This is a genomic window from Agrobacterium sp. BT-220-3, assembly GCF_025910175.1.
In the GTDB taxonomy this organism is placed as follows: Bacteria; Pseudomonadota; Alphaproteobacteria; order Rhizobiales; family Rhizobiaceae; genus Agrobacterium; species Agrobacterium oryzihabitans.
In genome coordinates this window covers 42,823-54,872 of the sequence record NZ_JAPAIX010000008.1, presented here as the reverse complement: position 1 = coordinate 54,872, position 12,050 = coordinate 42,823, and the positions used below count along the sequence as shown (strand labels likewise).

Annotated in this window: 12 protein-coding genes; all 12 read left to right on the top strand. The window is 59.7% G+C overall.

Going from position 1 to position 12,050, the window contains the following annotated elements; translation table 11 throughout:
- The first annotated feature begins 143 nt into the window (after positions 1-143).
- The 12 genes from OK142_RS18695 to OK142_RS18640 all read left to right on the top strand — a co-directional run bounded on the left by OK142_RS18695 (position 144) and on the right by OK142_RS18640 (position 11,980).
- The gene (locus OK142_RS18695) at positions 144-836 is read left to right on the top strand and encodes a glutathione S-transferase family protein (protein WP_035219312.1); all 693 of its coding nucleotides are present in this window, start codon (positions 144-146) and stop codon (positions 834-836) included.
- Positions 837-914: 78 nt separating this feature from the next.
- The gene (gene queG / locus OK142_RS18690; RefSeq protein WP_498684630.1) at positions 915-2,066 is read left to right on the top strand and encodes a tRNA epoxyqueuosine(34) reductase QueG; all 1,152 of its coding nucleotides are present in this window, start codon (positions 915-917) and stop codon (positions 2,064-2,066) included.
- 3 nt (positions 2,067-2,069) lie between these two features.
- Entirely contained in the window at positions 2,070-2,942 is an 873-nt protein-coding gene (locus OK142_RS18685; RefSeq protein ID WP_498684539.1) for an SDR family oxidoreductase, read from the top strand.
- Positions 2,943-3,370: 428 nt separating this feature from the next.
- The gene (locus OK142_RS18680; protein WP_035219318.1) at positions 3,371-3,739 is read left to right on the top strand and encodes a septal ring lytic transglycosylase RlpA family protein; all 369 of its coding nucleotides are present in this window, start codon (positions 3,371-3,373) and stop codon (positions 3,737-3,739) included.
- 61 nt (positions 3,740-3,800) lie between these two features.
- A complete protein-coding gene (locus OK142_RS18675) occupies positions 3,801-5,090 on the top strand; it encodes an RsmB/NOP family class I SAM-dependent RNA methyltransferase (RefSeq protein WP_498684536.1) in 1,290 nt (429 codons plus the stop codon).
- 156 nt (positions 5,091-5,246) lie between these two features.
- Entirely contained in the window at positions 5,247-6,524 is a 1,278-nt protein-coding gene (locus tag OK142_RS18670; protein ID WP_082183539.1) for an imelysin family protein, read from the top strand.
- A gap of 41 nt (positions 6,525-6,565) precedes the next feature.
- The gene (locus OK142_RS18665) at positions 6,566-8,089 is read left to right on the top strand and encodes a di-heme oxidoreductase family protein (RefSeq protein ID WP_498684533.1); all 1,524 of its coding nucleotides are present in this window, start codon (positions 6,566-6,568) and stop codon (positions 8,087-8,089) included.
- Positions 8,089-9,210, top strand: coding sequence for an imelysin family protein (locus tag OK142_RS18660; protein ID WP_498684530.1), 1,122 nt, complete (start codon positions 8,089-8,091; stop codon positions 9,208-9,210). The genes OK142_RS18665 and OK142_RS18660 overlap by 1 nt, the downstream gene beginning before the upstream one ends.
- 3 nt (positions 9,211-9,213) lie before the next feature.
- Complete coding sequence (locus tag OK142_RS18655) at positions 9,214-10,308, top strand: DUF1513 domain-containing protein (protein ID WP_498684528.1); 1,095 nt, start codon at positions 9,214-9,216, stop codon at positions 10,306-10,308.
- A gap of 51 nt (positions 10,309-10,359) precedes the next feature.
- On the top strand, positions 10,360-10,812 hold the full coding sequence (locus OK142_RS18650; protein ID WP_498684526.1) for a TspO/MBR family protein: 453 nt from the start codon (positions 10,360-10,362) through the stop codon (positions 10,810-10,812).
- Between the two features lie 83 nt (positions 10,813-10,895).
- On the top strand, positions 10,896-11,345 hold the full coding sequence (locus OK142_RS18645) for a PaaI family thioesterase (protein WP_003493408.1): 450 nt from the start codon (positions 10,896-10,898) through the stop codon (positions 11,343-11,345).
- On the top strand, positions 11,342-11,980 hold the full coding sequence (locus OK142_RS18640; RefSeq protein ID WP_498684524.1) for a 5'-methylthioadenosine/S-adenosylhomocysteine nucleosidase: 639 nt from the start codon (positions 11,342-11,344) through the stop codon (positions 11,978-11,980). The genes OK142_RS18645 and OK142_RS18640 overlap by 4 nt, the downstream gene beginning before the upstream one ends.
- Positions 11,981-12,050 lie beyond the last annotated feature (70 nt).

The window sequence follows — 12,050 nt, the reverse complement described above, 5'->3', positions numbered from 1 at the left end:
TCAGGGGGAAGCGGCAATGGAAAGCAATTGCGTTAAACTTGTTTTAAAGTAGCCAAGCTCTTATAGCGTCTTGATGAAGCGAAACTGAAAAAGTTTTCCGGCAAATGCCGATCATGACAACCAATCGTAAAAATTGAGTACCGATGCCAACTCTCTATCATTCTCCGATGTCGACCGCATCCCGGTTCGTTCGTCTGATCCTTTCGGAATACGGGTTCCAGACCGATCTCGTCGAGGAGCAGCCGTGGGAAAGAAGACGGGAGTTTCTGGCGCTCAATCCGGCGGGCACGCTGCCGGTCTATCTGGATGATAACATGCGCTCCCTCAGCGGGCCTTATGTGCTTGCCGAGTTTCTCGACGAAACGCACGGGGTCTTGAAGCGCGACAGGCGGTTGCTGGCGGAAGACCCGTTTCAGCGCGCGGAAATCCGCCGCCTGACGGAATGGTTCCTGCAGAAGATGGAAAATGACGTGACCCGGCCGCTGGTGCGGGAGCGGGTCTATAAGTTGCAGATGACGGCGGCGCAGGGTGGCGGGCCGCCGGATTCCAAGCTTCTGCGCACCGCGCGCAACAATATCCGCCAGCACATCAAATATCTGGAATGGTTGGCGGGTTCGCGCACCTGGCTTGCCGGCGACCGGCTGAGCTATGCCGATCTTGCCGCCGCCGCCGGTGTTTCGGTGCTGGATTATCTCGGTGAGATCAACTGGCTTGAAGCACCCATCGCCAAGGAATGGTACCAGCGGCTGAAATCGCGCCCGTCCTTCCGGCCGTTCCTCAGCGAGCGCATTCCGCGCCTCGCCCCCTCCTCCCACTACGCCGATCTGGATTTCTAGGTTCCGGTCTTCCGGTTATTTGCTGCGGCGTGCACCAGGCATATATATGTCGCAGAATAACCTGCAGGAGAAACGGCTATCGACGTCGCCAGCGACAAGCAGCGGATACGCGCACGCAAACTGACGGATTTCATTCGTCAGGAGGCGCTTTCGCTCGGCTTTGATCTCTGCCGCATCACGGCGCCGGACAGCATTCCGCTTGCACCGGAACGGCTGAGGCAGTTTCTCGACAAGGGTTACCACGGCACAATGGCGTGGATGGAGGAGACCGAGGCCCGCCGGGCAGAGCCAAAAACGCTGTGGGGTGACGTGCGCTCCATCGTCATGTTCGGGCTCAATTACGGCCCGGAGGAAGACCCGCGCGGCGTACTTTCGAAACCGGACAAGGCGGCCATTTCGGTCTATGCCCGTAATCGCGACTATCATGACGTTATCAAGGGGCGGCTGAAGGAAATCGCCACCCGGTTTGCAGCGCGCGCCGGCGAGGATGTGAAGGTCTTCGTCGACACCGCCCCGGTGATGGAAAAGCCGCTCGCTGCGGCAGCCGGTCTCGGCTGGCAGGGCAAGCACACCAATCTGGTGAGCCGCACCCATGGCTCCTGGCTGTTTCTCGGCAGCATGTTCACCACCGCCGAGCTCTGTCTTGATGAGGCCGAGAAGGATCATTGCGGTTCCTGCCGTGCCTGTCTCGACGCCTGTCCGACGGCTGCCTTCCCCGCTCCCTATCAATTGGACGCTCGCCGCTGCATCTCCTACCTCACCATCGAGCACAAGGGGCCGATCCCGCACGAATTTCGGCCGATGATCGGTAACCGCATCTATGGCTGTGACGATTGCCTTGCCGCCTGTCCCTGGAACAAGTTCGCGGCCAGCGCCTCCGAGATGAAATTGCAGGCGCGTGAGGATTTGAAGGAACCCTCGATCGCCTTTCTGCTGACGCTCGACGATGCTGCCTTCCGCAGCTTCTTCAGCGGCTCACCGGTCAAGCGCATCGGACGCGCCCGGTTTGTGCGCAATGTGCTGATCGCGGCGGGAAATTCCCGTGACCGGCAATTCGTGGAGCAATGCAAGTCTCTTGCTGAAAAAGACCCTTCGCCGGAGGTGCGCGGCATGGCCGCATGGGCCTTGTCGCAGCTTATGGACAGAGACGAATTCCGTACATACTCTGCAGGGCGCGCGCCGGAGCCTGATCCGGAAGCGGAAATGGAATGGCAACTGGCAGAGGCGTGAACCATGCATGTGATGATTTTCGGCGCGGGATATTCGGGTAAGGCCATCTCAAACGCGCTGAAAACAGAAGCTTCGACCATTTCCGGCACCACACGCAGCGAAGAAAAATTCTCAAGCCTGACGGCCGCGGGGATGACGCCTTTCCTTTTTGACGGCGCCTATCTGAATGACGATCTCATCACCGCCATGGGCAATGTCACCCATCTTGTGCAATCCATCGCACCCGGCAGGGATGGCGACCCGCTGCTTGTGCATCTCGGCGATGATCTGAAAAGGCATCTTCCTAACCTCAAATGGCTGGCCTATCTTTCCACCGTCGGCGTTTATGGCGACCATGACGGCGCCTGGGTGGATGAGACAACACCCTGTCGTCCGATTTCCGCCCGCTCCGTGGAGCGCGTTGCCGCCGAGACCGCCTGGACTGCCGCCGCTCAAAAGGCGAATGTGCCGCTTGCCACCTTGCGTCTCTCGGGAATTTACGGTCCCGGACGCAATACCTTCATGAATTTCGAGAAGGGAACGGCGCGAAGGCTGGTGAAAAAAGACCAGGTGTTCAACCGCATCCGGGTCGAGGATATCGGTGCGGCCCTGGCCTTCCTGGCGCTCAGAAACGAAAGCGGCGTCTTCAATGTGACGGATGACGAACCCGCTCCGCCGCAGGATGTGGTGAGCTTCGCCGCCACCCTGATGGGCGTCGAGCCACCGCCCGAACAGGCGTTCGAGACCGCCGATCTGACACCGATGGCCCGCTCCTTTTATGGCGAGAACAAGCGCGTTTCCAACGCCAGGATCAAGCGCCTCGGCTTCGATTTCGGCTTCCCGGACTACAAAATCTCGCTCACCCAATTGTGGAAAAACGGCCTCTGGCGGGGCTGAAAAATCCCCCGACGAAAAGCGATGAAAAATCCTTCCAAACCCGGTTTTGCGGATGGTTTTCGTCGCATTTCAGCCAATTAGGATTTTATTAACCAAACAAAAATCGCTAAAATCATAGTCATTAGAAAAATATTTCACTCACATTTCGTGAAGTGGATTCACGAAGCCGTGACTTGCAATAGCATTTCGATTGAGCGTTGATTCTGCATTATTTTTTCCGAATTGTGACAATGGGAGACAGGCGACGCCTTTCCGGCTAACGATCACGAATATTACAGTCTGTAACAGTTCGTGATTTGAGCTCAGCTTTTTTTCGCCATTTTTCCCTCGCCCTACAATCTCGCATCAAAAGGCGTTCAGGCCAGTTTATGGCCGTTTAGCAAGGGCACAAACAATCGGCGCGGGGCCGATTTTCAGGGAAGCACAGTTTGTTGAATATCCGTCGTATAACTTTCACCGCTGCAACTATAGCCGCCTGTTCCATCATCGCGCCTCTTCAGGCGAATGCGGCAAATGGTTGTGGAGGCGCATCGTGGTATGCGTTGACCTCCAAGACTGCTTCTGGCGAGCGCATGAACGCCGCCAACCTGACCGCAGCCCACCGCTCGCTGCGGTTCGGCACCAAGGTCAAGGTGACGAATGCCCGCAACGGCAAGGCCGTGGTGGTGCGCATCAACGACCGCGGTCCGTTCATCAAGGGCCGCGTTCTCGATCTTTCCAAGGCGGCCGCCAAGAACATCGGCATGATCAGCTCCGGCACCGCCAAGGTCTGCTACGAGATCGTCAAGGCCGATTGAGCCTTGCCCTCGCCGCCATTCGCGTCTACCAACCGGGCTTATCAGCAAAATGAGGTAGACAATGCGTTTGGGCGGGCGTTTGGCCGGAGCGATCGAAGTATTGGCGGATATTGAGGGGCGCAGGCGTCCCGTCGCCGATGCATTGAAGGACTGGGGGCTTGCGCATCGTTTTGCCGGGTCCGGTGATAGAGCCGCGATCGGCAACATCGTCTATGACGCGTTGCGCATGAAACTGTCGCACGCCTGGCTGATGGATGACGACAGCGCCGCCTCGCTTGCCTATGCCGTGTTGCTGCGTCAATGGGGCAAAAGCTTTTCGGACCTGGCGGCGGAATTTGATGGCGATAAATTCGCCCCGGCCGCACCAGACGAACAAAGGCAGCAAGCCTTTCTCTCCCGCTCTCTCTCCGACGCACCGGCTCATATTCAGGGCGACATACCCGAATGGGTACAGGCTTCCTTTGAAACGGCCTTCGGAGAGCGCTGGCTCGCCGAGGCGCAGGCGCTGAACGAGCGGCCGACCCTTGACCTCCGTGCCAACACCCTGAAAGCGACCCGCGACAAGGTGCTGAAGGCGCTGGAAGAAAGCGGTGCGGAAGCCACGCAGATCGCCCGTCAGGGTGTCCGTATCCCCGCCGGTGAAGGCCCTTCCCGTCTGCCGAATGTGACCGCCGAACTTTCCTTTCAAAAGGGATGGTTCGAGGTGCAGGACGAGGGATCGCAGATTGTTGCCGACCTTGCTGGCGCGCATGAGGGCGAACAGATCCTCGATTATTGCGCCGGTGGCGGCGGCAAGACGCTGGCCATGGCCGCCAGCATGAACAATAAGGGTCAGGTTCACGCCTTCGACGCCGACCGCAAGCGGCTCGCGCCGATCATCGAGCGGCTGAAGCGCGCCGGCACGCGCAATGTGCAGGTTCATGACCGCGCAGCCGGTTTAGTCCCTTTCCATGAGAAATTCGACCGTGTTCTGGTGGATGCACCCTGCACCGGTACCGGCACATGGCGCCGGCGTCCTGACACCAAATGGCGGTTGACGGCTCGCAATCTTGAAGAGCGCGTGCAGCAGCAGGGCGAAGCGCTTTCGCAGGCAAAGGGTTTTGTGCGCCCGGGCGGCGAGCTGCTTTATGTCACCTGTTCGGTTCTGCCCGAAGAAAACGAACAGCAGGTCAGGCGGTTCTGCGAGGAGAATACGGAATTCTCCATCGGTTCCGCGTTGCAACGCTGGCAGACGACTTTCGGCGACAATGCCAGAAAACCGCATTCCTCCGATGGAAAGACAGTGACGCTGACGCCTGCAACCACAGATACGGACGGTTTCTTCTTCTGCTTGATGAAACGCAAACCGTAAAACAGGTTTTGCACGCGCTGATTTTACTTCGAAAATACCAACCGGCCTTGTTTCAAAGCATTCTAAACTAGAATGTTTGACACAAGTTTGTGATTGGGTCAGAACTCGCTTGCCGCGGCGTGAAGTCATTTCATGCCTGCCCCAAGGAGAGGGATCATGATCCGCAAAACAATTCTCAGCGCGTCTTTCGCGCTTCTGGCCGCATCGGCGGCTTTCACAGCACTTCCCGCTCGCGCCGCGACCGACGCCGCCGCTGTGGTCAAGCATTATGCCGATGTCGCTCACGCGAAATACGAGGACTCGCTCACCACGGCGAAGGCGCTGGACAAGGCGATCGATGCGCTGATCGCAACGCCGAGCGAGGACACGCTGAAAGCCGCCCGGGAAGCCTGGATCAAGGCGCGCGTTCCCTACCAGCAGTCGGAAGTCTATCGTTTCGGCAACCCTGTCGTTGACGCCTGGGAAGGCAAGGTCAACGCCTGGCCGCTGGATGAAGGCCTGATCGATTATGTCGACGCCTCCTATGGCACGGAAAGCGACGAGAACGAGCTTTATGTCGCTAACATCATCGCCAATCCGAAGATCAAGATCAGCGGCGAAGAGGTCGATGCCTCCAAGATCACCCCTGAACTGATCGAAAGCCTGCACGAGGCGGGCGATGTCGAAGCCAATGTGACCACCGGTTACCACGCTATCGAGTTCCTGCTCTGGGGCCAGGACCTGAACGGCACCGGACCGGGCGCGGGCAACCGCCCCTATACCGATTATGACAAGGCGAAATGCACGAACGGCAATTGCGACCGCCGCGCCGATTACCTGAAATCCGCCTCAACCCTGCTGATCAAGGATCTTCAGGAGATGGTGGATGCCTGGGCGCCGGAAGGCGAAGCTGCGAAAACCGTGGAAGCCGACCCGAAAGCAGGCCTCACTGCCATTCTCACCGGCATGGGCTCGCTCTCCTATGGTGAGCTGGCAGGCGAACGCATGAAGCTCGGCCTTCTGCTGCACGATCCGGAAGAGGAGCATGATTGCTTTTCCGACAACACCTATAATTCGCATCTCAACGACGCCATCGGCATCGCGTCCGCCTATACCGGCAACTATACCCGCGTGGACGGCACAAAGATGACGGGTGCATCGCTTGCGGAACTGGTGGGCGCCAAGGACAAGGCGCTGAACGATGAAATGACGGCGAAGCTGAACAAGACGCTCGACGCCATGCACGCAATGGAAAAGCGTGGCCAGACCGTCGAGGCCTATGACCAGATGATCGGCGAGGGCAACAAGGAAGGCAACGCCGTGGTTCAGGCGGCCATCGATGGTCTCATCGACCAGACGAAGACCGTCGAACGTGTCATCGCCGCGCTCGATCTCGGCAAGATCGAGCTTGAAGGGTCCGACAGCCTCGACAATCCGACAGCCGTTTCCAAGTAAGTGCCAAGGCGGGCCGCAGATTGCTGCGGCCCGTTACGCCCATGCGATTTTTACTGCCGCCGATCCGTAAGCCGTTCTTCTTCACCGGGGCAGCCTGCCTTGTGGCATCGATGACGCTTGCCGAACCGGCGCGTGACGAGCTGACGGAGGAAGACTGGAGCGGCCGCCAGATCATGACCGCACCGACGACGGATTTTACCGCGCCGGAGCCCTTCGAGGCCATGTCCGGCGGGGCGACGACCAGCACCAGCAAGGCCGATAGCGGCGCGTTTTCACATCCCTCCGCCACCATGCCGTTCGAGCGGAAACTGGATTTCAAGCTCGGCAATGCGCTGTTCCAGAAGCTCTGGGTCTCCTCCCCCTCGTCCACACAGGCCTCGGACGGGCTCGGACCACTTTATAATGCCCGGTCCTGCCAGACGTGCCATGTGAAGGACGGCAGAGGCCGCCCGCCGCTTGCCGGGGAAGACGCCGTCTCCCTGTTTCTGCGGCTGGCCCGGCCGGCCCGCAACGAGGCGGAACGGGCGGCGATTGCGCGTCACGAGGTGCTGAATTTTCCCGACGAGACCTATGGCCGGCAGCTTCAGACCCTGGCCATTCCCGGCCTCGCCGCAGAAGGCAAGCCGGTCGTCACCTATGTCGAAAAGCCTGTGCGGCTTTCCGATGGCGAGGTGGTGATGCTGCGCAGGCCCGACTATGCCGTGGCAGGCCTGCACTATGGCCCTCTGGGCGCCGATACGACGCTTTCGGCGCGAATTGCCATGCCCACCGTCGGGCTTGGGCTGATCGAGGCTATTGCCGAGGCCGATATTCTGGCTAACGCCGATCCGGACGACAAAAATGGCGATGGCATTTCCGGCCGCCCGGCCTTCGTGCGGGACCATCGCACCGGCGAGGTGAAGCTGGGACGGTTTGGCTGGAAAGCCCAGAACGCGAGCGTCCGAGACCAGAGCGCAAGCGCCTTCTCCCACGATATCGGCATTTCCACACCGGATGCTCCGAACGCCTATGGCGATTGCACCGACGCCCAGAAGGACTGTCTTGCCATGCCGACCGGCGTACAGCCAAGGCTCGGGCCAGTGGAGGCCCCGGACCCTGTCCTTGATCTCGTGACCTTCTACACCGAGAACCTCGCTGTGCCGCAGCGCCGTAATGTGGGTGATCCCACCGTTTTGCAGGGAAAGCAGCTTTTCTACACATCCGGCTGCGCATCGTGTCACACCCCGAAATTCGTCACGAGCCGTGATGCGAGCGACCCTATGCATGCTTCCCAGCTGATCTGGCCCTATTCGGATTTTCTGCTGCATGACATGGGAGAGGAGCTTGCCGACGGCCAGCAGGTGGGCGAAGCAAGCGGACAGGAATGGCGAACCCAGCCGCTCTGGGGTATCGGCCTGACGCAACGGGTGAACGGCAACAATTTTTACCTGCATGACGGCCGGGCGCGCAGCCTGACGGAAGCGATATTATGGCATGGCGGCGAAGCACAAAAAGCGCGCGACGCCTTCGCCGCCTTGCAAAAATCCGACCGGCAGGCTTTGCTGGCTTTTCTGGAGTCCCTTTGATGAAAAATGCCATGCGAAAAATTTCCGGCCTCTTCTCCGTGCTGCTGCTTTTGACCATGCAGCCTGCGGGCGCGCAGGATGTGGAACTGATGCCGCCGCCGCCGCTTGATCCGGCGCAGGTGCGGGGCGTGATGGAAAAAGCAGTGAACGGCTTCATCCGCCCCGGCTATGACCGCTTTCGCCAATCGGCAGAGAAGCTGGAAGACAGCATGAAGGCCCTCTGCGCCGCCCCTTCCAAAACAGCGGATGAGGCGGCCAAGACGGCCTTCGCCGAGACGGTCTCCAGCTGGTCCACCATCGAGATCGTGCGCGTCGGCCCGGTGATCGAACATAACCGTTTCGAACGCGTGCTCTATTACCCCGACAAGAAGGGTCTCGGCCTGAAACAGGTGCAGCGCTACCTTGCGGAGAAAGATGAGAGCGTCACCAGCGCCGACAGCCTGAAAGGCAAGAGTGTCGCAGCACAGGGCCTCGGCGCACTGGAATTCGTACTTTACGGCACGGGTGCCGATGAGCTTCTCGACAAGAAGGGTGATTTCCGTTGCCGCTACGGCGCAGCGATTGCCGGCAACGTCGCCAATCTGGCAGCGGAGTTTTCCGACAGCTGGAACGCACCTGATGGCGCGCAGAAAAACTGGACGCAGCCGGGCGCGGACAACCCCGTCTTTCGCGACGAGCGCGAAGCGCTGGTTGCACTGCTCGGCATTCTCGTCCACGGCTCCGAAGCGATCCGCGACCAGCGCATCGAGACCTTCTACAAGGGGCCGGACAAGGCGAAATTTCCCCGCACGGCCATTTACTGGCGGTCCGGCCTGACCTGGAAAAGCATTGCCGAAAACATCAAGGCAGTTCAGACCCTTCTGCACACGGCGGATATGGTCGAGCTCGTGCCACCGGACCAGCGTTCCATCGTCAATTCCATCGATTTCATCGCCAAATCAATGATCCGCATCGCGGGAACAATCGATACCGATGTGGAAAAGGCGCTCGACGACGATCAGCAGCGCGCCAAGGTGGATTATCTGCTGCTCAACGGCAAGGACCTCATCTATCGCCTCAACGACCAATATGGCGGCGCCATCGGTCTCAGCTCCGGCTTTTCCTTCGCCGACGGAGACTAGCAGATGACAACAGGCGAAAAGCGGATGCTGATAGACCGGCGCAGCTTCATCAAGGCTGCGGGCATTCCGTTCCTTGCGACGCTCGCTCCCGGCTCGCTGCATGCGCTCGAACGCGCCGATGCCGTCTTCGCTTCCGCCTTTCGCGCCCGTGACGGTTCCTACGGCATTGCGACTGTGAGCGAGCGCGGCGAGATCATCGACCGCGTTGCCCTTCCCGCCCGCGCCCATGGAATGGCGACGAGCCATGCGACCGGCATGACGGTGGCCTTTGCGCGCCGGCCCGGCACCTTCTTCATGGCCTTCGACCCCGTGCGGCGTCGTGAGCCTGTCGTGATGCACACGCCGGAAAACCGCCACTTCTACGGCCACGGGCAATTCTCGCCCGATGGCGCGATCCTCTACGCCAGCGAAAACGACTTCGATGGCAATCGCGGCGTTATCGGGCTCTACGATGCCCGCAACGGATTTGCCCGCATCGGTGAATACGACGCGCACGGCATCGGCACCCATGACATGACTGTGAGCGATGACGGAAAGCTGATCGTGATCGCCAATGGCGGCATCGAAACCCACCCGGATTTCGGCCGCACCAAACTCAATACCGACAGCATGCAGCCGTCCCTCGTACTTCTGGACGCCGCAAGCGGCCAGTTGATCCAGAAACACGCGATGCCGGATCGGTTGCGGCAGCTCTCCACCCGCCATGTTGATCTTGGCGACGATGGACGCGTCTGGTTTGCCTGCCAATATGAGGGACCGCGCAACGATCTCCCGCCGCTTGTCGGCCATTTCTCGAAGGGCGAGGAGCTTGTCTTCGTCGATCTGCCGGAGGAAACGACGGTGCGCCTTGCCAATTATGTCGGGGCCATCGCCGTCAACCGACGTGACGGTCTGGTGGGCCTCACCTCGCCCAACGGCAACGCCGCCGTGACCCTGGATGCAAAAACCGGCCGTGTCGTATCCGAGATGACGGTGCGGGAGGCAGCGGGCGTCGCGCCTGCCGCAAGCGGCATTGCGGTTTCTTCCTATGACGGATTTTTCGAAGCCATTCGCAGCGACGTGGCATGGGACCAGCACATCGTGCGAATTTCCGGCTAAAATACTGAAAAGCCACGGGAACAAAAGTCCGGCCGGCGCATTGGATGCGTCATGAAAAACCTTACCGTGTACATTGTTTTCGTGGTTGCAGTTGTTGCCATTGGGGCGCTGATCGGCGTCAACAATGTGCCGGGCGAATGGTATCAATCGCTGCAGAAACCATTCTTCAATCCGCCCAACTGGATCTTTGGCCCTGTCTGGACGACGCTTTACGTGATGATCGGCATCGCCGGCGCGCGGACGTGGATCCGCAAACCGATGGGGACGCGCATGCGTCTCTGGTTCACGCAGATGGTGCTGAATTTCCTGTGGTCGCCGATGTTTTTCGGCATGCAAAGCCCAACAGGCGCGCTTGTCGTCATCATTCCGATGCTGATCTGCATCGTCGCCTTCATCACGCTCACCTATAGTCGTGACAGGATATCGATGTGGCTGTTCGTGCCCTATGCGCTTTGGGTCGCCTTTGCCACGATGCTGAACGCGAGTATCGACTGGCTGAACTAAATTTTGCCTGCGCAACCCTTGCCTTGCCCGCTGCCACGCGCCATGTCAGTTTGCGATGGGGACTAAAAGCAGGCAGGTAGGCCATGGAGATCACTGATCCCGGCGATTTTCGTCAGCGGATAGAAAGAAGCTTTGCGCGACAGGGTGTCGTGCAGGCAATCGATGCGCAGATAAGCCGCATCGAACACCGGCTGGTGGAAATCGAGCTGCCCTTTCATGAAAAGCTGACCCAGCAGCACGGCATATTGCATGCCGGTGTCATCGCCGCCGGTCTGGACACGGCCTGCACCTATGCCGCCTATACGATCATCGAGCCGGAAGCTTCGCTGCTGACCATCGAGTTCAAGGTCAATCTCATGTCGCCCGGGCGCGGCGAGCGGTTCCTGTTTCGTGGCGAAATCATCAAGCCTGGCAACAACCTGATCGTGGCCGATGGCCGCGCCTATGCGCTTTCGGACGGCCCGGCAAAGCTGATCGCCTCCATGACGGGGACGATGATGGTGGTGAAAGGTCGTGAGGATATTACCGGATGAGCTACCGGCTTTCGCATGTTGCGGACAAATCCATTCTTTTCGTCATGGCGGCCTCCGCTGAATATGGCCCCCACCTGCAGGCGCGCATCGCACCGTTGATGACCGGCGTCGGCCCGGTCGAGGCGGCGATTTCGGTCACGGCAATTCTTGCCGGGCTCGATGCGGCGGACCATCTGCCTGACCTTGTCGTTTCGCTCGGCTCCGCCGGCTCGCGAACATTGGACCAGACGGGCATCTATCAGGCGACTTCGGTTTCCTATCGCGACATGGATGCCTCCGCCTTCGGGTTCGAAAAGGGCCGCACCCCGTTTCTCGATCTGCCGGCCGAGGTGGCCTTGCCCCTGCGCATACCCGATATTGCCGAGGCGCGGCTTTCCACGGGCGCCAATGTCGTCTCCGGCGCGGCCTATGGGGCGATCGACGCCGACATGGTGGAAATGGAAACCTATGCCGTGCTCCGCGCCTGCCAGCGCTTCGGCGTGCCGCTCGTCAGCCTGCGCGGTATTTCCGATGGCAAGGCCGATGTGAACCATGTGGACGACTGGACAGAATACCTGCACATCATCGATGAAAAGCTCGCAGACGCCGTCGACCGGCTTTGCCGCGCCATCGAAGACGGTGTGATTGCCCTTTGAAACCTTGCGATTTTCGCAAATTTCCGCTGTTTGACACCCGCTTCCGGGTTGCCTAAAGCCGCCATTTTCT